Annotated in this window: 15 protein-coding genes and 1 pseudogene; 9 read left to right on the top strand and 7 right to left on the bottom strand. The window is 71.6% G+C overall.

Annotated elements, in window-relative coordinates; all coding sequences use genetic code 11:
- Window positions 1–42 precede the first annotated feature (42 nt).
- Entirely contained in the window at window positions 43–2679 is a 2637-nt protein-coding gene (gene glgP / locus AB0D44_RS04500) for an alpha-glucan family phosphorylase (protein ID WP_362584205.1), read from the bottom strand.
- Window positions 2680–3387: 708 nt separating this feature from the next.
- Here glgP and AB0D44_RS04505 point away from each other — a divergent pair.
- The 5 genes and pseudogenes from AB0D44_RS04505 (at window position 3388) to AB0D44_RS04525 (ending at window position 12014) form a co-directional block, all read left to right on the top strand.
- Window positions 3388–5382 (top strand): alpha-1,4-glucan--maltose-1-phosphate maltosyltransferase, encoded by a 1995-nt coding sequence (locus tag AB0D44_RS04505; protein WP_362584208.1) that lies wholly within the window; start codon window positions 3388–3390, stop codon window positions 5380–5382.
- Window positions 5379–7109 (top strand): maltose alpha-D-glucosyltransferase, encoded by a 1731-nt coding sequence (gene treS, locus AB0D44_RS04510; RefSeq protein ID WP_362584211.1) that lies wholly within the window; start codon window positions 5379–5381, stop codon window positions 7107–7109. Before AB0D44_RS04505 ends, treS begins: the two co-directional genes overlap by 4 nt.
- Window positions 7110–7277: 168 nt before the next feature.
- Window positions 7278–8630: pseudogene (locus tag AB0D44_RS04515) on the top strand (maltokinase); the annotation flags it as partial.
- The gene (glgB, locus tag AB0D44_RS04520; RefSeq protein ID WP_362584462.1) at window positions 8591–11023 is read left to right on the top strand and encodes a 1,4-alpha-glucan branching enzyme; all 2433 of its coding nucleotides are present in this window, start codon (window positions 8591–8593) and stop codon (window positions 11021–11023) included. The pseudogene AB0D44_RS04515 and the gene glgB, both read left to right, overlap by 40 nt.
- A gap of 367 nt (window positions 11024–11390) precedes the next feature.
- The gene (locus AB0D44_RS04525; RefSeq protein ID WP_362584214.1) at window positions 11391–12014 is read left to right on the top strand and encodes an XRE family transcriptional regulator; all 624 of its coding nucleotides are present in this window, start codon (window positions 11391–11393) and stop codon (window positions 12012–12014) included.
- A 164-nt stretch (window positions 12015–12178) separates the two neighbouring features.
- Here the strand turns inward: AB0D44_RS04525 and AB0D44_RS04530 are convergent, their stop codons facing one another.
- The gene (locus tag AB0D44_RS04530; RefSeq protein ID WP_362584217.1) at window positions 12179–14197 is read right to left on the bottom strand and encodes a hypothetical protein; all 2019 of its coding nucleotides are present in this window, start codon (window positions 14195–14197) and stop codon (window positions 12179–12181) included.
- Between the two features lie 242 nt (window positions 14198–14439).
- The gene (locus tag AB0D44_RS04535) at window positions 14440–15465 is read right to left on the bottom strand and encodes an ATP-dependent 6-phosphofructokinase (RefSeq protein ID WP_362584220.1); all 1026 of its coding nucleotides are present in this window, start codon (window positions 15463–15465) and stop codon (window positions 14440–14442) included.
- A gap of 234 nt (window positions 15466–15699) precedes the next feature.
- Between AB0D44_RS04535 and pta the strand changes: the two genes are divergently transcribed.
- The 3 genes from pta (at window position 15700) to pyk (ending at window position 20562) form a co-directional block, all read left to right on the top strand.
- On the top strand, window positions 15700–17820 hold the full coding sequence (pta, locus tag AB0D44_RS04540) for a phosphate acetyltransferase (RefSeq protein ID WP_362584223.1): 2121 nt from the start codon (window positions 15700–15702) through the stop codon (window positions 17818–17820).
- Window positions 17821–17853: 33 nt separating this feature from the next.
- The gene (locus AB0D44_RS04545; RefSeq protein WP_362584225.1) at window positions 17854–19068 is read left to right on the top strand and encodes an acetate kinase; all 1215 of its coding nucleotides are present in this window, start codon (window positions 17854–17856) and stop codon (window positions 19066–19068) included.
- Between the two features lie 63 nt (window positions 19069–19131).
- Window positions 19132–20562: a pyruvate kinase gene (gene pyk / locus AB0D44_RS04550; protein ID WP_362584228.1), complete on the top strand. Its 1431-nt coding sequence runs from the start codon at window positions 19132–19134 to the stop codon at window positions 20560–20562.
- A gap of 122 nt (window positions 20563–20684) precedes the next feature.
- On the opposite strand, the gene AB0D44_RS04555 is transcribed toward pyk, so the two are convergent.
- The 4 genes from AB0D44_RS04555 to AB0D44_RS04570 all read right to left on the bottom strand — a co-directional run bounded on the left by AB0D44_RS04555 (window position 20685) and on the right by AB0D44_RS04570 (window position 24857).
- Complete coding sequence (locus AB0D44_RS04555; RefSeq protein WP_362584231.1) at window positions 20685–21953, bottom strand: hypothetical protein; 1269 nt, start codon at window positions 21951–21953, stop codon at window positions 20685–20687.
- The gene (locus AB0D44_RS04560; protein WP_362584234.1) at window positions 21943–22536 is read right to left on the bottom strand and encodes a DUF6114 domain-containing protein; all 594 of its coding nucleotides are present in this window, start codon (window positions 22534–22536) and stop codon (window positions 21943–21945) included. The genes AB0D44_RS04555 and AB0D44_RS04560 overlap by 11 nt, the downstream gene beginning before the upstream one ends.
- A gap of 108 nt (window positions 22537–22644) precedes the next feature.
- Complete coding sequence (locus AB0D44_RS04565) at window positions 22645–23283, bottom strand: DUF6230 family protein (RefSeq protein ID WP_362584237.1); 639 nt, start codon at window positions 23281–23283, stop codon at window positions 22645–22647.
- 572 nt (window positions 23284–23855) lie between these two features.
- Window positions 23856–24857, bottom strand: coding sequence for a tetratricopeptide repeat protein (locus AB0D44_RS04570; protein ID WP_362584240.1), 1002 nt, complete (start codon window positions 24855–24857; stop codon window positions 23856–23858).
- A 227-nt stretch (window positions 24858–25084) separates the two neighbouring features.
- On the opposite strand from AB0D44_RS04570, the gene AB0D44_RS04575 reads away from it, so the two are divergent.
- Window positions 25085–25705 carry a TetR/AcrR family transcriptional regulator gene (locus AB0D44_RS04575; protein WP_362584243.1) on the top strand — a complete coding sequence of 207 codons (621 nt, stop codon included), beginning with the start codon at window positions 25085–25087 and terminating at the stop codon, window positions 25703–25705.
- Window positions 25706–25736 lie beyond the last annotated feature (31 nt).

The following is a 25736-nucleotide window of genomic DNA, read 5'->3' on the forward strand; positions in this document are numbered from 1 at the left end:
GGCCGATGGATCCGCCGCCCGCCCCGGACCTCGCGGCCCGCGTCACCGCAGGAGCACGCCGCCCCCCGCGTCCGTGTCCGCCGGGGCCGCGACCAGCCCCAGCTCGGCCGGACTCGCCAGCAGCGGGTGCGCCGGCAGGATGCGCACCGTGTAACCGAAGGGGCCCGTGCGGTCGAGGGCGAGCGGGCCCTCGTACACCCAGCGCCCCTCCAGGTCCGGCCCGGCGGCCGGCTTGAGCGGGAAGGTCCGCCCGTCCCGGATCACGTCCTGCGGGTCCACCCGCCCGGCGAAGGCCTGCACCTCCACGTCCTCGGGCAGCAGCGCGTCCAGCGACACGTGCACGCGCAGCGTGAGGGTGGCCCCCAGCTCGGCGGTGCCGTTCACCGGCGCCGAGGCCAGGGCCTCGACGTGCTCGACGCCGACCCGCGGCCAGGCCGCCTTGACCCGCCCCTTCCACCAGGCGAGGTCACGCGCCGCCTCGGGGCCGAGCGCGCGGTGGGCGCGCGCGGCCGGGGCGTAGAGCCGTTCGACGTACTCGCGCACCATCCGCCCGGCGAGCACCTTCGGACCGAGCGAGACCAGCGTGCGCCGGACCATCTCGATCCACCGCACCGGGAGCCCGGTGCGCCCGGTGCGGTCGTAGAAGCGGGGTGCGACCCGGCTCTCGATCAGCTCGTAGAGGGCGCCCGCCTCCAGGTCGTCGCGCCGCTCCTCGTCCGTCCCGAGCCCGTCGGCCGTGGGGATGGCCCACCCGAAGTCCGGTTCGAACCATTCGTCCCACCAGCCGTCCAGTACGGACAGGTTGAGACAGCCGTTCAGCGCGGCCTTCATCCCGCTGGTGCCGCAGGCCTCCAGCGGCCGCAGCGGGTTGTTGAGCCAGACGTCGCAGCCCGGGTACAGCTTCTGCGCCATCGCCATGCCGTAGTCGGGCAGGAAGACGATCCGGTGGCGCACCCGCGGGTCGTCCGCGAACCGCACCAGCTCCTGGACGAGCCGCTTGCCGCCGTCGTCCGCCGGGTGCGCCTTGCCCGCGACCACGATCTGCACCGGCCGGTCCGGATCGAGCAGCAGCCGGCGCAGCCGCTCCGGGTCGCGCAGCATCAGCGTGAGCCGCTTGTACGAGGGCACGCGCCGGGCGAAGCCGATGGTGAGCACGTCCGGGTCCAGTACGGAGTCCACCCAGCCCAGTTCGGCGTCGGCGGCCCCGCGCTGGCGCCAGGAGGCCCGCAACCGGTCCCGTACCTCCTGGACCAGCTGCTCGCGCAGCACCCGGCGCAGGTCCCACACGTCCTGGTCCGGGATGTCGGCGACGGCGTCCCAGCGCCGGGAGCCGCCGACGGACAGCGCGTCCTCCGTCCGCCCGGCGCCGATCTGGCGGGCGCCGAGGCGGACGACCTCCGGGGCCACCCAGGTCGGGGCGTGCACCCCGTTGGTGACGGAGGTGATGGGCACGTCGGACGGGTCGAAGCCGGGCCAGAGCCCGGCGAACATCTCCCGGCTGACCGCGCCGTGCAGGGTGGACACCCCGTTGGCGCGCTGCGCCAGGCGCAGGCCCATCACGGCCATGTTGAACACGCCGGGGTCGCCGCCGGGATAGCTCTCCGCACCCAGCTCCAGGATCCGGTCGACCGGGACGCCCGCCAGTTCCCCGCCCTCTCCGAAGTGCCGGGCCACCAGGGCCCGCTCGAAGCGGTCGATGCCGGCCGGGACGGGGGTGTGCGTGGTGAACACGGTTCCGGCGCGCACCGCCTCGACGGCGGCGTCGAAGCCGAGGCCCTGCTCCCGTTCCAGTTCCCTTATGCGCTCGAGTCCCAGGAAGCCGGCGTGTCCCTCGTTGGTGTGGAACACCTCGGGGTCGGGGTGGCCGGTGATCGCGCAGTACGTGCGCACGGCCCGGACCCCGCCGATGCCCAGCAGCATCTCCTGGAGCAGCCGGTGGTCGCTGCCGCCCCCGTAGAGCCGGTCGGTCACCTCACGGCTCGCGGCGTCGTTGTCCTCGACGTCGGAGTCCAGGAGCAGCAGCGGCACGCGGCCGACGCGGGCCTGCCAGATGCGCGCGTGCAGGGCGCGTCCGCCGGGGAGGGTCAGGCAGACGCGGGCCGGGGAGCCGTCGTCCTGGCGGAGCGGGGAGAGCGGGAGTTCGTTGGGGTCGAGGACCGGATAGTGCTCCTGCTGCCAGCCGTCGCGGGAGAGCGACTGGCGGAAGTAGCCGTGCCGGTAGAGCAGTCCCACGCCGATGAGCGGGACGCCGAGGTCGCTGGCGGCCTTGAGGTGGTCCCCGGCGAGGATGCCGAGGCCGCCGGAGTACTGGGGCAGGGCGGCGGTGATGCCGAACTCGGGGGAGAAATAGGCGATGCCGGCGGGCAGCTCCCGGGTGTTCTCCTGACTCTGGTACCACCTCCCGCCGTTCACGTAGTCATCGAGGTCGGCGGCGGCGACGGCGAGCCGCCGCAGGAACCGGCGGTCGCCGGCGAGCTCCGCGAGCCGGGCGGCGGACACGGCGCCGAGCAGCCGGACGGGATCGCCGCCGGCGGCCTGCCAGCCCTCGGGGTCGACGGATTGGAAGAGTTCTCGGGTCTCGGCATGCCACGACCAGCGCAGATTGCGCGCGAGGTCGGTGAGCGGCAGCAGGGTCTCGGGAAGGACGGGGCGCACGGTGAATCGACGGATAGCCTTCACGTGTTCCACCTTCGCAGGGGATTGCGGATCGGAGCGGCCGCACCACGCTGTGCATCCGCGCATCACCCCCGGAAGGCTAGCGCCGCCCCCGCCCCCGGGGCCATGCCGCCCGGGGCCGCCCTGGAGGGTCGCGTTCCACTCCTTGGTCCGGATGACCCCTGCGCCGTCCCACTCCGTGGGACGACGGGGGTCCGTTTCGGGCTTTTCCGACGCGCCCGACCGTGCGGGACCGGCCAACTTCGACCCGGCCCCCTGCCCGTACATCCGTACGGGGGCATAAACGATTCACACCCTTCCTCCCCCTTTGCCCGTGTGGCGCGGCGAGCCGGAAGAGGGTCGGGTGACGGGTGGTGCTGGTGAGGGATGTCGCTACATCAGGTAGTCCTGCGCGACTTGACGGAGCCCCGGCGGATGTCGACCCGGGGCTTGGTATCGGTCGTGCCACTACGTACGAGTAGTTAACCAAGGGCGCGGATTGGGCGGGGAGAGAGTGGGAAGGGCTCACCGGGTACACGTGGTACACGCACGGCGCACCCGCCCCCAACCTCTCCCGCCACCCGAGTGAACGCGGACAGGAGCGGCCATGCCCGCAGCCCAGCCGTCCACCGAGCGGCTAGAAACAGAGCGAACAGAGCGTGCACTACCAGTCGCGATACCGGCTGGCCTGTTGTCACCGAGCCCTGCGAACTGCCCCCAGGTGATCCCATCATGATCGGTCGCATTCCCGTGCTGGACGTCCGCCCCGCCGTCGACTGCGGCGCCAGACCCGCCAAGGCGGTCGTGGACGAAGTCTTCGAGATCTCCGCAACCGTGTTCCGCGAGGGACACGACGCGGTCAACGCGCACGTCGTGCTCCGCGACCCGAGCGGGCGGCTGCGCCCCCCCGTGCCGATGCGCGAGCTCGCCCCCGGCACCGACCGGTGGGGCGCGCGGGTCTCCGCCGAGACCGAGGGGAGGTGGACGTACACCGTCGAGGCCTGGAGCGATCCGATGGCCACCTGGCGGGCCCATGCCGCGATCAAGATCCCCGCCGGCATCGACACCGGCCTCACCCTCCTCGAGGGCGCCGAGCTCTACACCCGTGCCGCCGCCAAGATCCCCAAGCGTGACGGCCGCGCGACCGTACTGGCCGCCGCCGACGTGATGCGGGACGAGGACCAGGAGGTCGCCGTCCGGTACGCGGCCGCCCTCGACCCCGCCGTGGACGCCGTGCTGGCGAAGAAGCCGCTGCGCGAGCTCGTCACCGCCGCCAAGCCGCTGCCGCTGCTGGTGGAGCGCAAGCGGGCCCTCTTCGGCTCCTGGTACGAGATGTTCCCCCGCTCCGAGGGGGCGGTCGTCGAGCCCGGCGAGGCGCCGGTCAGCGGAACGTTCCGGACTGCCGCCGAGCGGCTGCCCGCGATCGCCGCGATGGGCTTCGACGTGGTGTACCTGCCGCCGATCCACCCCATCGGCTCCACCTACCGCAAGGGTCCGAACAACACCCTGTCCGCGGGCAGTTGGGACCCGGGCGTGCCATGGGCCATCGGCTCCACCGAGGGCGGCCACGACGCGGTCCACCCCGACCTCGGCACGATCGAGGACTTCGACGCCTTCGTCGCGCGCGCCCGCGACCTGCGCCTGGAGATCGCCCTGGACTTCGCCCTCCAGTGCTCCCCCGACCACCCGTGGGTGGAGAAGAACCCGCAGTGGTTCCGCCACCGCGCCGACGGGACGATCGCGTACGCCGAGAACCCCCCGAAGAAGTACCAGGACATCTACCCGATCCACTTCGACACCGACATGGCCGGCATCGTCGAGGAGACCTGCCGGATCCTGCGGTTCTGGATGGGCCACGGCGTCCGCATCTTCCGGGTCGACAACCCGCACACCAAGCCCGTCGTGTTCTGGCAGAAGGTGATCGCGGACATCAACAAGTCCGACCCGGACGTGATCTTCCTGGCCGAGGCCTTCACCCGCCCGGCGATGATGCGCGCCCTGGCCGCCGTCGGCTTCCAGCAGTCCTACACGTACTTCACCTGGCGCAACACCAAGGCCGAGCTCACCGAGTACCTGACCGAGCTCGCCGGATGCCGGTCGGCCTCCGTGATGCGGCCGAACTTCTTCGTCAACACCCCCGACATCCTCCACGCGTACCTGCAGGAGGGCGGCCGCCCCGCCTTCGAGGTGCGGGCGGTGCTCGCGGCGACCCTGTCCCCCGCGTGGGGCGTCTACGCCGGGTACGAGCTCTGCGAGAACACCCCGGTGCGGGAGGGCAGCGAGGAGTACCTGAACTCCGAGAAGTACGAGTTCCGGCCGCGCGACTGGGCCGCCGCCGACCGCGAGGGCCGCACCATCGCCCCGCTGATCACCACGCTGAACCGGGTGCGCCGGCGCAACCCGGCCCTCCAGCAGCTGCGCGACATCCACTTCCACTCGACCGACAACGAACAGGTGATCGCCTATTCGAAGCACTCGGGGGCCAATTCCGTACTGGTGGTCGTCAACCTCGATCCGCACCACACCCAGGAGGCGACGGTCTCGTTGGACATGCCGGTACTCGGCCTCGACTGGCACGGGTCCCTCGCGGTGCGCGACGAGCTCACCGGCGAGACCTATCACTGGGGCAGGGCGAACTACGTGCGCCTAGAGCCGGGCCGCGCGCCCGCGCACGTACTCACCGCTCTGCGACCGTCCCCGCCCACCGGAGGGTCACCCACCACATGATGATCAACGACCCCGTCCACGACACCTTCGAGGACACCCCCGCCAAGGACCGCGATCCCGACTGGTTCAAGCGGGCCGTCTTCTACGAGGTGCTCGTACGCTCCTTCCACGACAGCAACGGCGACGGCGTGGGGGACCTCAGGGGGCTCACCGCCAAGCTGGACTACCTCCAGTGGCTCGGCGTGGACTGTCTCTGGCTGCCGCCGTTCTTCGCCTCGCCGCTGCGCGACGGCGGATACGACGTCTCCGACTACACCTCCGTGCTGCCCGAGTTCGGCGACCTGGCCGACTTCGTCGAGTTCGTGGACGCCGCGCACCAGCGCGGCATGCGGGTGATCATCGACTTCGTCATGAACCACACCAGCGACCAGCACGAGTGGTTCCAGCAGTCCCGCAAGGACCCGGACGGTCCGTACGGCGACTACTACATGTGGGCCGACAACGACAAGCAGTACCAGGACGCCCGCATCATCTTCATCGACACCGAGACCTCGAACTGGACGTACGACCCGGTACGCAAGCAGTACTACTGGCACCGCTTCTTCTCGCACCAGCCGGACCTGAACTACGAGAACCCGGCCGTGGTCGAGGAGGTCCTCTCCGCCCTGCGCTTCTGGCTGGACCTCGGCATCGACGGCTTCCGCCTCGACGCCGTGCCCTACCTGTACGCCGAGGAGGGCACCAACTGCGAGAACCTGCCGCGCACCCACCAGCTCCTCAAGCGGGTGCGGGAGGAGATCGACGCGCACTACCCCGACACCGTGCTGCTCGCCGAGGCCAACCAGTGGCCCGAGGACGTCGTCGACTACTTCGGTGACTTCGCCAAGGGCGGGGACGAGTGCCACATGGCGTTCCACTTCCCCGTCATGCCGCGCATCTTCATGGCGGTGCGAAGAGAGTCCCGCTACCCGGTCTCCGAAATCCTGGCCAAGACCCCGGCGATCCCGGACCGCTGCCAGTGGGGCATCTTCCTGCGCAACCACGACGAGCTGACCCTCGAGATGGTCACAGACGAAGAGCGCGACTACATGTACGCCGAGTACGCCAAGGACCCGCGGATGCGGGCCAACATCGGCATCCGGCGCCGCCTCGCCCCGCTCCTGGACAACGACCGCAACCAGATGGAGCTGTTCACCGCCCTGCTGCTGTCCCTGCCGGGCTCGCCGGTGCTGTACTACGGCGACGAGATCGGCATGGGCGACAACATCTGGCTGGGCGACCGCGACGGTGTGCGCACGCCCATGCAGTGGACCCCGGACCGAAACGCCGGTTTCTCCTCGTGCGATCCGGGCAGGCTCAACCTGCCGGTCATCATGGACCCGGTCTACGGGTACCAGGTCACCAATGTCGAGGCCGCGATGGCATCGCCCTCCTCACTGCTGCACTGGACCCGCCGGCTGATCGAGGTCCGCAAGGCGAACCCCGCCTTCGGTCTCGGCTCGTACACCGAACTGCCCTCGTCCAACCCGGCAGTGCTCGCGTTCCTGCGTGAGTTCGGGGACGACCTGGTGCTGTGCGTGCACAACTTCTCGCGCTTCGCGCAGCCCACCGAGCTGGATCTGCGGTCGTTCAACGGGCGGGTCCCGCTGGAGCTCACGGGTGATGTGCGCTTCCCGCCGATCGGCGAGTGGCCGTACCTGCTGACCCTGGCGGGACACGGCTTCTACTGGTTCCGGCTGCGCACCGAACAACGCGGCGAACAACGCGGCGAGCAGCGCGCCGACTAGGGACACGTCCCGTAGGCCGGGTACGGGGCGGGCAGCACGCGAATGGGTCAATCGCCCGCCCTGTACGGATCATCCTGACCCGACACTCACACATACCGGAGAAGCAACTGCCGCACATCCGGGACACTCTGCGCATTCTGTGACGGCCCGGGGAAAGGACGCGACGCCATGTCGGAGGCTGCATCCGCCCGGAGCCGGCTGACGGCCGACCGGGCCGCCCTGCTCACCGGGATCGGCCCGCTGGAACCCATGCTGCGGACCTGGCTGCCCACGCAGCGCTGGTTCGCGGGCAAGGGCCGCGCCATCGGCGCGCTCAGGGCCGTGTCGGCGGCCGAACTGCTGCCGCCGGGGTCCGTCCCCGGACTGCTCCACCTGCTCCTCGACGTCGACGGGGACTGCTACCAACTCCTGTTGGGCATCCGCCCGTCCCTGCCGCCCGCCCTCGCGCACACGCTGATCGGCCACGCCGAGGAGGGGCCGTACGCGGGCCGGGCGGTGTACGAGGGGCTGGGCGACCCGCGGCTCGCGGCGATCCTGCTGGAACGGTTGCGCGCCCCCGGCGTGCTCGGGCCGCTGCGCTTCGAGCGGGACCCGCACGCGCCGGTCCCGGCCGGGCTCGCCCCGCGGCCGCTGTCCGGCGAGCAGACCAACTCCTCCCTGATCTACGGGGATTCGTACATCCTGAAGGTGTTCCGGCGGGTCGGCCCTGGGGTCAACCCGGACCTGGAGCTGCCCAGGGCGCTGGCCGCCGCCGGCTGCTCCCGCGTCCCTGCGCCCGTCGCCTGGTACGAGGCCGAGCTGCCCGGTAGCGAGCCGCTGACCCTGGGCGTGCTCCAGCCGTACCTGCGCGGCTCCGACGACGGCTGGCAGCTCGCGCTGCGCCGGCTCGGCGCCGGGGACGACTTCACCGCCGAGGCGCACGCACTGGGCCGGGCCACCGCCGAGGTGCACAGCGCGCTCGCCGCCGCCCTGCCCACCGTCGCACTCGGCCCGGAGCAGACCGCCCGGCTCGCCGCCGGGATGACGGCCCGGCTGGCCGCCACCGCCCGGGAGGTGGCCGCGCTGCGGCCCTACGAGGCGGGGCTGCGGGGTGCGTTCGACGCGCTGGCCGCCTCCCGCGGGGCCGGGGTGCCGGCCCAGCGGATCCACGGGGACCTCCATCTGGGCCAGACGCTGCGCACCCTCGACGGCTCCTGGTCGCTGATCGACTTCGAGGGTGAGCCGGCCCGGCCGCTGGCCGACCGGCGCCGCCCCGAACCGGCCGTGCGCGACATCGCCGGAATACTGCGCTCCTTCGACTACGCCGCGCGCTCGCACCGGCCGTTCGCCCCCGCGTGGGCGGACGGCTGCCGGGCCGCCTTCTGCGAGGGCTACGCCCGCACCACGGGCCGCGACCCCCGCGAGGATCCGGTCCTGCTGCGCGCGTACGAGACCGACAAGGCCGTCTACGAGGCCCGCTACGAGTCCCGGCACCGCCCCGACTGGCTGCACGTGCCGATGGCCGCGATCCGCCGGCTGTCGGAACCTGCGCGGCCGGCCCACAGGGTGCCGCCGACCCCGCCGGCCCCCGGCTCCATCTCCCCGCACCCCCAACCGCGTCAGAAGCCCCCGAGGAGGCCGCTCGCGTGAGCGCCGCACGACAGCCGTCGCCGACCGTCCGCGACGAAACCGCATCCGTCCCGGCGTCCGCCAAGAACCCCCGCCCGCCCCGGGCCCGCCGCGCCGCCCCCGCCCACGGGGTCCGGCCCGCGCCCCCGCTCGGCGCGGAGGAACGGGCCCGGCTCCTGGAGGGCCGCCACCACGACCCGCACGCGGTGCTGGGCGCCCACCCCGAACGGGGCGGGGTGGCCATCCGCGCGCTGCGCCCGTACGCGAAGGCGGTCACCGTCGTCGCCAAGGGGCTGCGGGCCGAGCTCGTCGACGAGGGGGACGGGCTGTTCTCCGGGCTGCTGCCGCTGACCGCGGTACCGGACTACCGGCTGCTGGTCACCTATGACGGCGACGAGATCGAGATCCACGACCCGTACCGGTTCCTGCCGGCGCTCGGCGAGCTGGACCTGCACCTGATCGGCGAGGGCCGCCACGAGCAGCTGTGGAAGGCGCTCGGTGCCGAGCCGATGGAGCACCAGGGCGTGGCCGGCACCCGGTTCACGGTGTGGGCCCCGAACGCCCAGGGGGTCCGCGTCACCGGGGACTTCTCGTACTGGGACCCCACCGCCCATCCGATGCGCTCGCTCGGCGCCAGCGGTGTGTGGGAGCTGTTCCTGCCCGGAGTGGGCGCCGGGACGCTGTACAAGTTCGACATCACGCGCCCCGACGGCAGCCACACCCTGCGCGCGGACCCGATGGCCCGCTCCGCCGAGGTGCCCCCGGCGACCGCCTCCCGGGTGACCGCCTCCGCGTACGCGTGGGGGGACGCGCAGTGGATGGCGACCCGCGGGGACCGGCCCACGCACCAGGCGCCCTTCTCCGTCTACGAGCTGCACCTTGCGTCGTGGCGGCCCGGGCTCTCCTACCGCCAGCTCGCGGAGCAGCTGCCGGGGTACGTGAAGGAGCTCGGCTTCACGCACGTGGAGCTGATGCCGGTCGCCGAGCACCCCTTCGGCGGTTCCTGGGGCTACCAGGTCACCGGGTTCTACGCGCCGACGTCGCGGTTGGGCGGCCCGGACGACTTCCGCTTCCTCGTGGACGCGCTGCACCGGGCGGGGATCGGGGTGATCGTCGACTGGGTGCCCGCGCACTTCCCCCGCGACGAATGGGCGCTGGCCCAGTTCGACGGACGGCCGCTGTACGAGCACGAGGACCCGCGGCGGGCCGCGCACCCGGACTGGGGGACCCTGGAGTTCGACTACGGCCGCAAGGAGGTCCGCAACTTCCTCGTCGCCAACGCCGTGTACTGGTGCGAGGAGTTCCACGTGGACGGGCTGCGCGTGGACGCGGTGGCGTCGATGCTCTACCTCGACTACTCGCGCCAGGAGGGCGAGTGGGCCCCGAACGAGCACGGCGGGCGGGAGAACCTGGACGCGGTGGCGTTCCTCCAGGAGATGAACGCGACCGTCTACCGGCGCTGCCCGGGCGTGGTGACGATCGCGGAGGAGTCCACCGCGTGGGAGGGCGTGACGCGGCCGACGGACGCGGGCGGGCTGGGCTTCGGCCTGAAGTGGAACATGGGCTGGATGCACGACACCCTGCGCTACATGTCGAAGGAGCCGGTGCACCGCAAGTACCACCACCACGACATGACCTTCGGGATGATCTACGCCTTCAGCGAGAACTACGTGCTGCCGATCTCGCACGACGAGGTGGTGCACGGCAAGGGCTCGTTGGTGTCGAAGATCCCCGGGGGCGACTGGTGGCAGCAGCGGGCGGCGCACCGGGCGTACCTGGGGTTCATGTGGGCCCACCCGGGCAAGCAGCTGCTCTTCATGGGGCAGGAGTTCGCCCAGGGTTCGGAGTGGCGGGAGACGTCCGGACCGGACTGGTGGCTGCTGGACGACTCCTACCCGGCGGCCGGTGACCACCGGGGCGTGCGCAGTCTCGTGCGCGACCTGAACCACACGTACACGCAGGCGCCCGCCCTGTGGGAGCGGGACACCGTGCCGGAGGGCTTCGCGTGGGTGGAGGCGGACGCCGCGGAGGACAACGTGTTCGCCTTCCTGCGGTACGCCAAGGACGGCTCGCAGCTGCTGTGCGTGTCGAACTTCTCGCCGGTGGTCCGGCACGGGTACCGGATCGGGGTGCCGGAGGAGGTCCCGCTGTGGCGTGAGGTCCTCAACACCGACGAGGAGCGGTACGGCGGCAGCGGCGTGCGCCATCCGCAGCCGCTGCGGCCCGAGCCGGTCCCCGCGCAGGGCCGCCCGGCGAGCCTGCGCCTGACGCTGCCGCCGCTGGCCACGGTCTGGTTCAGGCCGTAGCCGGGCAGGGTTGCGGTGGGCAGCGCCCCGCACCGCGTCACGGCGGGGCGGGGTTGCTGTCCGCGCAGGGCGCCACCGCATTCTCGGGGGCGGCGTCAAGGCAATGTGTGAGAGCTGTGAGGGGTCTTGCGCCGACCGCGCCTGGCTGGAACCGTACGGTGTAGTCGATCTTCGAGTGCACCGATTACCGGACGGTCGCCGGGAAACCCGGCGAAATGCCATAACTCCATAGGACGTTCCTACGAGTTATGGGCTTGTTTGTTTGGTCTGTAGTCGGCGTGCCCCGGCCACTCCTACGGTGTGCCGTGTGCACTCCAGCCCACCTTTCAATGCCCCCGCCGCGCGTCGTCTCCGCGCGGCCCTGGGCATGGCTCCCGGTCATGTCGCCTATGGCCTGCGCGCCCAGTACGGACTGATCGTCGCGCCCGAGACCGTGATGGCCTGGGAGCGTGGCGAGATCTCGCCCACCTCGACCGAGCTCACGGCCCTCGCCGGCGTCCTGTGGTGCTCCCCCGGGGAGCTGCTCGCCGAGCCGGTCACCCTGCGGGAGCACCGGATGTCCCGGGGCCTGGCGGTGGAGGAGCTGTCCCGGCGGATCGGCCTGGAGGCGAACGCGTACCAGAAGATGGAGGACACCGGGCGCTGGAAGGGCAACGAACGCCAGTCCGCCGCCCTCGCGACGGTGCTCGGGCTGACATTGGCCCAGTTCGTGACGGCCACCGGCAAGCACGAGGAGCTGGCGGAGCTGCTGCGCAGTGCGGTGACCACGCGCTGGCAGGCGTACGTGAAGCCGCTGGGCAAACTGCTGCCGATCCCCAGGGCCCATCTGGAACGGGTACTGGAACTGCTGCACGCGGACTACCAGTCGCGGATGGTGGCGACGCTCAGCTGGGGCACCGGTGGCGGCGAGGCCGGGAGCGGGGACGCGGGGCGGGAGTTCCTCGCGGACATCGTGGACCGGTTCTGGAATCTCGCCGGCGGCGCGGCGTAGGACGCGTCCGGGCGGACCGGACACTTGTGGGACCGGCCCCGGCCCGTCGCGGAGAGCGACGGGACCGGGGCCGTTCGGCTGCGCGATCCGGGCCGAAGGTCCCGCCCCCGGCGCGTGCGCGTGCTCCTGGGGCGCGCCGGGCGGTCGGGTCGGGTCAGGTCAGGTCAGGTCAGCGGCGCGTGGACCACGACGGCCGCGCTGCCGGCTGCGGACAGGTCGTGCCTGAGCCGGTCGGCGGTCTTCCGGTCGCCGACGAGGACGGTCGGCGGGGCGGGGCAGGAGGCGATCGCGGTCTTCAGCCGGCCCAGCGAGGCCTGGTACTCCGTCTCCTCGACCGCCGCGGGGCCGCCGAGCTTGACGTGGAAGACCTCGTACAGCCCGACCATGTTGCCCGCCTGGTGGGTGAGGATCTGGGCGAGGAAAGTCGACTTCAGGTTGTAGTAGGACTCGTTGCTGTAGAGGGCGATCACCGGGGAGGTGACGCCCGGCAGGTCGCGTTCGGTGAGGACGGTGGCCGCCGGGCCCATGTCGCCCTTGAGCTCTCCCCTGGCCCACTTGAGCATGGAGCTGTCGTACCAGGCGGAGGGGTGGTTCCAGCCGGAGGGGACGCCCCACTGGACGTTGCCGAACAGGGCCAGCGCGGCGGCCGACGCGAGGCAGGAGCGCAGCAGCAGGTCGGCCCGGCGGCGCAGCGCGGGGCCCGTGGTGCGGACGGCCGGCGGCAGCATCAGCCCGATCAGACCGAGCGAGAGCACGGCGATCACCAGTCCGGCGGCGGTCAGCTTCTCGAAGTAGTAGGAGTAGTAGCCGATGGTGTGCTTCTGCCAGGCGCCGAAGACGCCGATCACCGCGGTCGCGCCGAGGACGAGGGCCAGCACCATGCGGCCGGTGCCCGTCCGGCGGTTCACCGGGAGGGTGGCCGCGACCAGGGCCAGCAGTCCGAGCCCGATGAACACCGGCCGGTCGGGGATGACCATCGGTCCGGCCAGGTTCGAGGTCTTGGCGACGTCCAGCTTCGTCAGGACGGAGACGACGCTGGGCAGTGCGGCCACGAGGGCGGCGGCCGCCAGCGCCCCGAGGACCGGGATCCGGCGCCCGGCGAACCGCCGCCGGTGGACGAGCAGCACCGCTGCCAGGGCGATGCCGACGAGGACCCCGTACAGGTTGTAGACGTACGTCACGGCGATCAGCCCGGCCGCCGCGAGGAGGACGAACTCGGTCCGGCCCGTCGCGGGCCGGACCAGTACGGCCAGGGCGACGGCCAGGAACAGCAGGCCGATGGTCTCGGAGTCGAAGCCGCGCTCGATCAGCTCGGCCATCGATCCGGACATCATCACCGCGGACGCGGTGGCGCAGACCGCGGCGGCGCGCCAGCCGTGCAGGCGCGGGCCGCCGACCCAGCGGGCGGCCCAGACCAGGACGCCGCACAGCAGCGCGTAGGCGGCCAGGACGTAGAGGAAGTACCGGTGCGTCATGGCGAGGGCGGAGCCGGCCCCGCCCGAGGAGGTCACCAGGGCGTCGATCCAGCCCAGCAGGAAGTGGGAGCCCTGCGGGTAGACCGCCTCGGACGGCGTCATCATGTACGCCTTGGCGGCGTCCTGGTGCAGGAAGGCGTAGCCGCCCACGTGACGGATCCCGGCGAAGTACGAAAAGTGCCCCAGCCGGTCCTCGGACGTGAGGAAGTGGGCGAGCCGGTCGGCGGCCGGCTTCCCGGCCACCGGGTGGTGGACGTAGTGCCAGACCACGGCGACGGTAGCGGCGACCAGCGCGTCCGAGCCGCGCAGCCGCAGCGGGATGCGGGGCCGGCGGCGGGCCAGCCAGCCGCAGACGGAGGCGGTCGTCAGCAGCACTCCGGCCCCCGGCACGGGGGCGAGTCCCCACGGCCAGAGGGAGAAGAGCAGGCCGAAGGCCATCACCGCGCCACAGAGCAGGAAGGACGCGAGCACGAGGCGGTCGAGCAGTCCGCCGCCCACCCGGATGAGGGAGGCGGTCGTCAGGACCAGGACGGGCAGGAGCAGCACGTCGAGGGCGAACGCGTCGAGCAGCAGCGGCACCGCCCAGGAGGCGGCGAGGGCCGCTGCGAGGACCGGCGCGCTGCGCCGTCGGGCGGTGGGGCCGGGGGTCCCGGGGACCGGTCGGACACCGACCGGGTCGGCGGTCGGGGCGGCATAGCTGGTCGCCACGGGAGTGGGGCACCTTCCATCGAGCACGTGCGAACGGATGACGGGGCCCGGACGTGCCCGCCCGTCCGTCGACGCGGCTCGGCCACCCATCCCCCGGAAAAAATATCAACCGTCGGGGTCCGGGGAGCGGCGCGGCCCCGCAGCGCCGGTCTCCGGGGCCGTGCGGCGGGGAGGCGGGACCGCGGGGAGGCGGGGCCGCGGGGAGGCGGGGCCGGCCGGGGCGCCGGTCCCGGCCGCGAGGGTCAGAAGATGGACTCGGCCTCGTACATGCGGTCCTCGGGGACCGTCTTCAGCGCCGTGACGGCCGAGGCCAGCGGGGCCATCACGATGTCGGTGCCCCGCAGGGCCGTCATGTTGCCGAAGTCACCGCGGTGGACGGCCTCGACGGCGTGCCAGCCGAAGCGGGTCGCGAGGACGCGGTCGTAGGCGGTGGGGGTGCCGCCGCGCTGGACGTGGCCGAGGATGACCGGGCGGGCCTCCTTGCCCAGGCGCCGCTCCAGCTCGACCGCGAGGCGGTTGCCGATCCCGGCGAAGCGCTCGTGACCGTACTGGTCGATGGCGCCCTTCTCGTACGGCATGGAGCCCTCGGCCGGGTGCGCGCCCTCGGCGATGCAGACGACGGCGAACTTCTTCCCGCGGGCGAACCGTTCCTCCACCATCTTCACCAGGGCGTCCACCTCGAAGGGGCGCTCGGGCAGGCAGATCCCGTGGGCGCCGCCGGCCATGCCCGACTCCAGGGCGATCCAGCCTGCGTGGCGGCCCATGACCTCGACGACCATCACGCGCTGGTGCGACTCCGCGGTGGTCTTCAGGCGGTCGATGGCCTCGGTGGCGACCATGACGGCGGTGTCGAAGCCGAAGGTGCGGTCCGTGGAGGAGATGTCGTTGTCGATGGTCTTCGGCACGCCGACGACCGGCATCCCGGCGTCCGACAGCATGCGCGCGGCCGTCAGGGTGCCCTCGCCGCCGATCGGGATGAGGGCGTCGATGCCGTAGCGCTTCGCCAGTTCCTGCGCGTTCTCGGCGGCCTCGTGCAGCCGGGCGCGCTCCATGCGGGCCGAGCCGAGGATCGTGCCGCCGCGGGCGAGGATGCCGCTGACGGCATTGATGTCGAGCGGCCGGAAGTGGCCGTCGAGAAGGCCCTTGAAACCGTCCTCGAAACCGATGACCTCGTCGCCGTGCCCGACCAGGGCGCGGTGTACGACCGAGCGGATGACAGCGTTGAGGCCGGGGCAGTCGCCGCCCGCGGTGAGAACTCCGATACGCATCGTGCTGTGTCTCCTGCCGTACAGGTAAAGAAGGGCGCAATGGGGAAGCCTGTCCGATTGTTCCACTGTTCCACGGGACCGGGGTGCGGCGCGTCCCGCGGCGCTCCGCCCGCAGGGCCTTTCGACCCTTGCGGCCAGGCCTTTTTCCGGCGGGCGCCCTATCCACCGGCAGAGGTATTGTCAAGAGGTCAAGCCCCATTAAATGGACATTCACAGCATGGACGGAGAGCACGCGTGACGCGCAGCGTGTACGTGACCGGCATCGAGCGGGGGGACGGCCGACAGGTCGTCGAACTGGGGATCATGGAGCTCCTGACCCGGCAGACCGGCCGGGTCGGCGTCTTCCGCCCGTTGCTCCACGACAGCCCCGACCGGCTCTTCGATCTGCTCAAGGCCCGTTACCGCATCGACCAGGAAGCGGCCACCGCCTACGGCATGGAGTACCAGGAGGCCTCGGCGATCCTCGCCGAGAAGGGGACCGACGAGCTGGTCTCGCGGCTGGTCGACCGCTACCACCGGGTGGCGCGCGACTACGAGGTCATGCTGGTCCTCGGCACCGACTACGCCGACACCAACCTCCCCGACGAACTCGCCCTCAACGCCCGCCTCGCCAACGAGCTGGGCGCGGTGGTCGTTCCCGTCGTCGGCGGCGTCAAGCACCCGGCCGAGGCCGTGCGCGCGGAGGCCCGCAACGCCTACCGCGCGTACGAGAGCCTGGGCTGCCACGTGGTCGCGATGGTCGTCAACCGGGTGGCCGCCGAGGACCGGGACGCCCTGGCCGAGCGGCTGGGTGCCCGGCTCCCGGTGCCCTGCTACGTCCTGCCGGACGACAAGTCGCTCTCCGCCCCGACCGTCGCCCAGATCACCCGGGCGCTCGGCGGCGAGGTGCTCCTCGGCGACGAGGCCGGGCTCGCCCGCGACGCCGTGGACTTCGTCTTCGGCGGCGCCATGCTGCCGAACTTCCTGAACGCCCTGACCCCGGGCTGCCTGGTCGTCACCCCCGGGGACCGCTCCGACCTGGTCATCGGCGCGCTGGCCGCGCACACCTCGGGCACCCCGCCGATCGCCGGTGTGCTGCTGACCCTGAACGAGCGTCCCGGCCCGGACATCCTCACCCTGGCCTCGAAGCTGGCGCCGGGCACGCCCGTGGTGTCGGTGGCCGGCAACAGCTTCCCGACCGCTGCGGAACTGTTCTCGCTGCAGAGCCGGTTGAACTCGGCGACCCCGCGCAAGCTGGAGACCGCACTCGGCCTCTTCGAGCGGCACGTGGACACCGGCGAGCTGCGCGACCTGCTGTCGGTGGCCCGTTCCGAGCGCGTCACGCCGATGATGTTCGAGCACGAGCTGCTGGAGCGGGCCCGCTCCGAGCGGCGACGCGTCGTGCTGCCCGAGGGCACCGAGGAGCGCGTGCTGCGCGCCGCGGACGTGGTGCTGCGGCGGGGCGTGTGCGACCTGACCCTGCTGGGCGAGGAGCCGGCCATCCTGAAGAAGGCCGCCGACCTCGGGATCGACATCTCGGGCGCCCAGCTCATCGACCCGGCCACCTCCCCGCTGCGGGAACGGTTCGCCGAGTACTACGCCTCGGTCCGCGCCCACAAGGGCATGACCGTCGAGCTGGCCAACGACGTGGTCACCGACGTCAACTACTTCGGCACCCTGATGGTCCAGGAGGGCCTGGCCGACGGCATGGTCTCCGGCTCGGTGCACTCCACGGCCGCCACCATCCGTCCGGCCTTCGAGATCATCAAGACCAAGCCGGAGGCCTCCATCGTCTCCTCGGTCTTCTTCATGTGCCTGGCCGACCAAGTCCTCGTGTACGGCGACTGCGCCGTCAACCCGGACCCGGGCGCCGAGCAGCTCGCCGACATCGCCGTCCAGTCGGCCGCCACCGCCGCCGCCTTCGGCGTCGAGCCGCGGATCGCGATGCTCTCGTACTCGACCGGCACCTCGGGCAGCGGGGCCGACGTGGAGAAGGTCCGCAAGGCCACCGAGCTCGTCCGCGAGCAGCGCCCGGACCTGTTGATCGAGGGTCCGATCCAGTACGACGCGGCCGTGGAGCCCTCGGTCGCCGCGACCAAGCTGCCCGGGTCCGAGGTGGCCGGCCGCGCGAGCGTGCTGATCTTCCCCGACCTCAACACCGGCAACAACACCTACAAGGCCGTCCAGCGTTCGGCGGGCGCCGTGGCGGTCGGCCCGGTGCTCCAGGGCCTGCGCAAGCCGGTCAACGACCTCTCGCGCGGCGCGCTGGTCCAGGACATCGTCACCACCGTGGCCATCACCGCGATCCAGGCCCAGTCCCAACCGCGACCGCTACCGCAGCCGAAGCCGCAGCCGCAGCCGCAGGCCGCCCGGTAATCACCCCCCGCACTCGAAGGAATGACCCGCATCGTGACCGCATCGCGCGTACTCGTCCTCAACTCCGGCTCCTCGTCGCTCAAGTACCAGCTCCTCGACATGGCGGACCGGTCCCGGCTCGCCGTCGGCCTGGTGGAGCGCATCGGCGAGGAGACCTCCCGGCTGGTGCACGAGCCGCTGACCGGGCCGGGCGCCGCGGGCGGCAAGCGGGAGCGGCTCGGCCCGATCGCCGACCACGGGGCGGCCCTCAAGGCGGTGGCGGCGGAGCTGGCCGCGGACGGGACGGGCCTGGACGCCCCCGAACTGGCCGCCGTGGGGCACCGCGTGGTGCACGGCGGGACGAAGTTCACGCAGCCGACCGTCATCGACGACGCGGTGCTGGCGGAGATACGGAACCTGATCCCCCTCGCGCCCCTGCACAACCCGGCGAACGTGACGGGCATCGAGGTGGCGCGCGGGCTGCGCGCGGACGTCCCGCAGGTCGCCGTCTTCGACACGGCCTTCCACTCGACGCTGCCGGAGTACGCGGCGCGGTACGCGATCGACGCGGCGACGGCGGAGAAGTACTCCATCCGGCGGTACGGGTTCCACGGGACCTCCCACGCCTACGTCTCGAGGGCGACGGCCGCGCTGCTGGGCCGGCCGGTGGAAGACGTGAACGTGATCGTGCTGCACCTGGGCAACGGGGCCTCGGCCTCGGCCGTCCGGGGCGGCGTGTGCGTGGAGACCTCCATGGGGCTGACCCCGCTGGAGGGTCTGGTCATGGGGACCCGGTCGGGTGATCTGGATCCGGCGGTCGTCTTCCACCTGGCCCGGGTGGGGGGCCTCTCAGTGGATGAGATCGATTCGCTCCTGAACAAGAAGAGCGGTCTGCTGGGCATGTGCGGCGACAACGACATGCGCGGGGTGCTGCGGCGGGTGGGCGAGGGCGACGAGGCGGCGGCCGTCGCCTTCGCGGCGTACGTCCACCGGCTGAAGAAGTACATCGGCGCCTACTCGGCGGTCCTCGGCCGGGTGGACGCGGTGGCCTTCACGGCCGGGGTCGGCGAGAACGCCCACCAGGTCCGCGAAGCTGCGGTGGACGGTCTCGCCGAGCTGGGCCTGGCGCTGGACCTGGAGGCCAACGCGGTGCGCTCCGGCGAGCCGCGGCTGGTCTCGGCGGAGTATGCCCGGGTGGCCGTGGCCGTGGTCCCGACGGATGAGGAACTGGAGATCGCCACCCAGGCGTACGCGCTGGTTACTCGCTAGTCACTTTGGACTTTCCACCAGACGGAATATTCCGCTACGAAACAAACCGATAGGATCCGCTCCATGCGCCGTTCCAAAATCGTCTGCACGCTGGGCCCCGCCGTCGACTCGTATGAGCAGCTGAAAGCGCTCATCGAGGCAGGCATGAACGTGGCCCGATTCAACTTCAGCCACGGATCCCAGGCAGAACACCAGGAGCGGTACGACCGCGTCCGGAAGGTCTCCGAGGACACCGGGCGCGCCGTCGGCGTCCTCGCCGACCTCCAGGGCCCGAAGATCCGTCTGGAGACCTTCGCCGAGGGTCCCGTCGAGCTGGTGCGCGGTGACGAGTTCACCATCACCACCGAGGACGTCCCGGGCGACAAGTCCATCTGCGGTACCACCTACAAGGGCCTGCCGGGTGACGTCGCCAAGGGCGACCAGATCCTGATCAACGACGGCAACGTCGAGCTGCGGGTGACCGAGGTCGAGGGCCCCCGGGTCAGGACCATCGTCATCGAGGGCGGTGTCATCTCGGACCACAAGGGCATCAACCTGCCCGGTGCCGCCGTCAACGTCCCCGCCCTCTCCGAGAAGGACGTCGACGACCTCCGCTTCGCCCTGCGGATGGGCTGCGACATGGTCGCGCTGTCCTTCGTCCGCGACGCCAACGACGTCAAGGACGTCCACAAGGTCATGGACGAGGAGGGCCGCCGGGTCCCCGTCATCGCCAAGGTGGAGAAGCCGCAGGCCGTCGAGAACATGGAGGCCGTGGTCGCGGCCTTCGACGCGGTCATGGTGGCGCGCGGCGACCTGGCCGTGGAGTACCCGCTCGAGAAGGTCCCGATGGTCCAGAAGCGGCTCATCGAGATGTGCCGCCGCAACGCAAAGCCGGTGATCGTCGCAACCCAGATGATGGAGTCGATGATCACCAACTCCCGCCCGACGCGCGCGGAGGCCTCCGACGTCGCCAACGCGATCCTCGACGGCGCGGACGCGGTCATGCTGTCGGCCGAGTCCTCGGTCGGCGCCTACCCGATCGAGACCGTCAAGACGATGTCGAAGATCGTCGCGGCGGCCGAGGAGGAGCTCCTCTCCAAGGGCCTCCAGCCGCTGGTCCCGGGCAAGAAGCCGCGTACCCAGGGTGGCTCCGTCGCCCGCGCGGCCTGCGAGATCGCGGACTTCCTCGACGGCAAGGCGCTGATCGCCTTCACCCAGTCCGGTGACACGGCCCGCCGCCTGTCGCGCTACCGCGCCACGCAGCCGATCCTGGCCTTCACCACGGACGTCAACACCCGCAACCAGCTCACGCTGAGCTGGGGCGTCGAGTCGTACGTCGTCGCGCACGTGAACAACACCGACGCGATGGTCGACCTGGTGGACGGCGAGCTGCTCAAGCTGGGCCGCTACAACGAGGGTGACACCATGGTCATCACGGCCGGCTCGCCCCCCGGCGTCCCGGGCACCACCAACATGGTCCGGGTGCACCACGTCGGCGGCGGCGCCCGCGACTGACGCCGCACCACCGCCCCGCACCGCCGAACTCTGCCGCACAGAGGCCGAGGGCGGCGCCCCGATCGGATCGGGGCGCCGCCCTCGGCGTTTTTTCGCGCGTGCGCGGTCTTTCGGGGACGGGTCTACTCCGGCGGGCCGATGTAGTTCTTCAGCCCCGGGACCGTGAGCGTGCCGCCGAACTGGCCGGCCTGGACCACCTTCACGTCCGTGAAGAAGGCGAAGGGGACGTTCAGCGGCGGCGGGCTGTTCGGGGTGAACTCGACCGGGATGATGCCGAAGAGGTTGCCCTTGAGGCTCTCGGTGTACATCGTCACCGTGCCGCCGCGGATCTTGGAGGTGGAGCCCGGGCGGGACTTCAGGTGGGCGACGTTCTTGTCCTTGCCGACCGTCTGGTACAGGTCCTTGATGTCCAGCGAGTCCGCGGTGAACTTCAGGACCTTCTTGGTCTTGCCGCGGGCCGTCTTGACCTCGACGATGCCCGCGTAGTCCAGGCCGTAGAGGGTCAGCAGGGAGCTGTCGAGGTACCAGGGCTCGTCCGGCAGGAGCGGGATGCCCGCCTCCAGCTCGGCGTCGGCCAGGGCCTGGGCGTCGTAGGTCGGACAGGGGAAGGGTTCCTTCCCGTCCGCGTCCTTCGTCGCCTGTGGCGTGGGCCCGTCCTCGTCGTCGGACCGGCCCGTCTCGTCCTTCGGGGTCTTCGCGGTGTCCTTGACCTCGTCGGACAGTTCCTCGACCGTCGCTCCGGCCTTGTTGGCCGCGTCGCGGATGGCGTCCGCCGCCGGGTCAGGGGCCGGGGCCGGGGCCGCGGGCTTGGGGGCCGTCGTCGTGGGCGCGGGCGCCGGGGTCGCCGGCGGCTGCGCGTCCGTGACGGGGCCCAGGAGCTTCTTGAGCGCGTCGCCGACACCCAGCGGGTCCAGCGGGTTGGTGCTCTTGGTCGGCGTGGCCGTGAGCGTCGGCGTGGTCGCGGGCGCCGGCGTGGCGGCGGCCGGAGCCGCGCCCGTCGGCTTGGTCGCCGTCGGGGACGGGGAGCCGCTCGGCTTCGGCTTGGTGGACGCGGACGCGGACGGCGAGGGGGACGCACTGGGCGACGCACTCGGCGAGGGCGACTTCGAAGGCGTCGGGGACGCCGACTCCGTGTCCTTTGGCTCGTCGGACCGCGTCACGCACGGCCCGGGGGCGAAGGGGATGTCCTTCTCGTCGGCCACGGCCAGCTTGGGCGCCATGCCCATGCCGACGAACACGGCCGTCGGCATGGCCGCCAGCGCCATCGTCTTGCCGACGGGTATCTGGAGCTTGTTCAGCAGCGATTTCCTGGGCGCCGCGTGCCGCGGCCCCTTGATCTCGCGGGACTCTGCGCCTGGGGCCACGCCCCGCTGCGTCTCGTCACCCCGCACTGTTCCTCCCGCCATCGGCATGGGCAGTCGTGTCGCTCGCGTGTGCCGGCGTTTCCGTTGCGCGCTGTCCCGGGAAGCCCTGGGGACCGTGAGGATCCCGGGGAGCCGCCATCGCCTCCGCCTTGCTCATGTCCACGGCGGCCGGCTGCTGCTCGTCCTGGGACTCGTCCACCGGCTGCCCGGGGGCCCATGACAGGGCGAGGGCGCCGCCGATCATGGAGAGGATGAAGCCCATGAAGAAGCCGCCCAGGTTGGACACCGGGAGCGAGACCAGGGCCAGCAGGATCGCGGCGACGCCCGCGAAGACGCGGATGGCCTGCTGGAACCAGAGGGCCAGACCCAGCGTGATCAGCAGGACCCCGATGATCAGCGCACCGGCGCCGCCCGTGGTGGCCATGGCCAGGCTGACGTTGCCGAGCCGGAGGTCCGCGTACGGGAAGTAGGCGATCGGGAAGCCACCGAGGAGCGTGAACAGTCCGGCCCAGAAAGGACGGCGACCGCTCCAGGCGTGGAAGTGGTAGTACACCACGGTGAGCCAGGCGTCGTCTTCGCGGCGCACATAAACCGGGGCCTGGGGGTTCATGGACAACAGCTCCCTGGAAACGGTGGTACGGAAAACTCTGTGGAGCCCCGGACGGGCGGGCGGCGGCTCGCGCCGCCGACCACCCCTCCGGTCACTGGCCGGGACGAATTACTTCTCGTCCTGGTAGCACGGCTGGTCGCCACCGACCAGGCGCAGCTTCAGGTCGGGCAGCCGGAAGGTGCCCGCCGTCGTCGCCCACGCCTTCTGGCGCACGTTGGTCAGGATCGCCTTGTCGGCGCGCTGCGAGAACGCGTACGGGCTGGCGACCGTGCCGGCCTGCGGCTTGGTCTTGTGGCTCGGGTCACCGACCGCGACACCGATGTCCAGGTTCTTGAACTCGGCGTCGGTGTCGAGCTCGGCAACATCCAGGTAGATGTTGTCGGCGACGGCCGGCTTGCCCTTGTGGCCGGTGCGCAGCTGCAGCGTGATGTTGCCCAGCGGCGTCGGGGTCACCAGCGACTGGCACATGTTGGTGATCTCGGCGTGGCTGAACCCGGAGATGGTGACCGGGTGGTGCTGCGCGTTGCCCTTGAGGTCGTGGCCCTCGGCAATGCCGCCGTACTGGATGAGGTTGGTACCGTCGAGCTTGTCGGCCGAGACCTTGAAGTCCTGGCCGGAGACGCTGAAGGACGCCGCGAGGGCACCCTGCGCCAGACCCACACCGACCGCGGCGGTGGCCGCGATGCTCGGCACCATGACGAGCGCGAAGCGCTTCCATCTGGTCCCGCCACGAACCTGAGAACTCATTTCGTTCCTCCTTCTCGGACGTACATCTCCGGTCCGGGCCGTGCCCGTCCTGGGATGGGAGAAGTGCTACGTCCTCGGGAAGGAGCGCAGGCGGCCGGGCCGCGGGTGTGCCACGTCCGATACACCGGCGATCACCCCCGAGCGACAACCACTGGGCCACGCGTTCGCGCAACCTGGAGGACAGGCCCCGCCGGTGTGGCAGAGACCCCCCTGTCCCACGTCCGGTGCCACGGGCACCGGCCGGCTCGGTGGGGACCCTCCGCCGCGGCTCCGGATGAGCGGGGCTGCGGGAAGGACCGAGCGTCGCCGATCGTGGTCCATTCCCGGCCGGGGCACAAGGGGGTTCGTTACTGGCGGGTAACGGCCTGATAACCGCAGTGAGGCCCGCTGTTGTCGGGCAGCAACACAGGGTGTCACCAAGGGCCACGACGTATCGGGGGAAGAGTGAACACACCGGACAGTTCACGGGGTTCGATTTACTCGGAGTAACAGCGGCCGCGATTGCCAAGTTTTGGCAAAGTGCGGCCGCTGTTTATCTACGTGTCAACAAAACGCGCGGAGGCGGGGAGCGCTCAGAAGAGCACCCGCGCCAGCGCCGTACGGGCCGCCGAGACCCGCGGGTCGTCCGCGCCGATGACGTCGAACAGCTCCAGCAGGCGCAGCCGTACGGCGTTGCGGTCCTCACCGAACGTGACCCGCACGGTGTCGACCAGGCGCCCGAAGGCGTCCTCCACGTGCCCGCCGACCAGGTCCAGGTCGGCCGCGGCGATCTGCGCCGCCGGATCACGCGGGTTCTCGGCCGCCGCGGTGCGCACGGCCTGCGGGTTCATGTCCCTGACGCGGACCAGGAGTTCCGCCTGGGCCAGGCCCAGCTTGGCCTCGGTGTTGGCCGGATCCTCGGCCAGGACGTTCTTGTACGCCTGCACCGCACCGCCCAGGTCCCCGGCGTCGAGCGCGACGACGGCCGCCTCGAGCAGGGCGTCGTGCGGGCCGGCCGGAACCTCGGCCTCGACGGCGGCACGGGGCGCGCCCTCGGCGTTCGGGTCCACCTCGATGCCGATGATCCCGAAGCGCTCCTCGGCGACCTGCACCAGCTGGGCGAGGGTCTCGCGGATCTGCTGCTCGGGGGCCACGCCCTGGAACAGCGGCAGCACCTGGCCGGCGACCACGGCGAAGACCGCCGGGATGCCCTGGATGCCGAACTGCTGCATCAGCATCTGGTTCGCGTCGACATCGACCTTGGCGAGTACGAGGCGGCCGCCCGCCTCGACGGTCAGGCGCTCCAGGAGCGGGCTGAGCTGCTTGCACGGCTCGCACCACTCGGCCCAGAAATCCAGGACGACCGGGACCTCGGCGGAGAGCTGGAGCACATCGCGTTCGAACCCGGCCTCGTCTACATCGATGACGAGGGCGGAGGGCGGCACGGCGCCGGCGGCCGGGGCCGCCCCGCCGCCCTGCGCCGCCTGACGTGCCGCTTCGGCGCGGGCCTGTTCGGCCTTGGCCTTGGCCTCACCGGCCGCCTTCACCGCGGCGAGGTCGACGACGCCGCTCATGGACATGTTTCTGGGCTGCATGCGTACATCCTCCCCCGAGTGCGCGCGCCGACGAAAAAGATCGCCGGAATTGACTTGATCCGCGATCGTGGTGCTGGTCGGAGCCAGGTCCCCACCTGACGCCAGTAGCTCTTCGCGTGGTTGTCGCTCTTACGCTACGAGCCGTAGCGTAACTCCTTCCGGCCCCGCCGCGCCCGTGATCTGAACCACAGCCGCCCGTTCGGCTACCGGCGGGTATGGTCTCGGCCATGCGCAACCCCAGTCCCGGCCGCACCGGCCGCCCCCGCAGTGCCGCCGCGGATGCGGCGATCCTCGCCGCGACCCGGGACGCACTGGTGGAGCTGGGCTGGTCGAAGCTGACGATGGGCGACGTCTCGGCCCGGGCCGGCGTCGCCAAGACGACGCTCTACCGACGCTGGGCCGGCAAGAACGAGCTGGTCGTGGACGCGGTCGCGGAGCTCTTCGACTCCCTCGAGCTGCCGGACCGTGGCTCCCTCGAGGCCGACATCGAGTACGTGGTCCTGCGGTTCGCGGATCTGCTGCGGCGCCCGGAGGCCCGTACGGCCCTGATGGCGGTGGTCGCCGAGTCCACCCGGGACGAGGCCCTGCGCGATCGCATCCGCTCGGCCATCGTGGACCGGCAGAAACGTCTCGTCGTACTCGGGCGCGAGCGGGCCCAAGCCCGCGGGGAGTTGCCGTACGAGGAGGACGAGACCCTCGCCGGCCGCACCACCGATCTCATCTTCGACGTGATCGCGGGCACCGTGGTGCACCGCGCGCTGGTGAGCTCCGAGCCGGTGGACGAGCTCTGGGTGGCCACCTTCACGGCGCTGCTGATGCACGGCCTGCAGGGCCCGGCCCAGGCCTGAGCGACACGAAGGCCGGCCGCGGCGCCGCCGT

This window comes from Streptomyces sp. NPDC048349, from assembly GCF_040651925.1.
Lineage (GTDB): Bacteria > Actinomycetota > Actinomycetes > Streptomycetales > Streptomycetaceae > Streptomyces.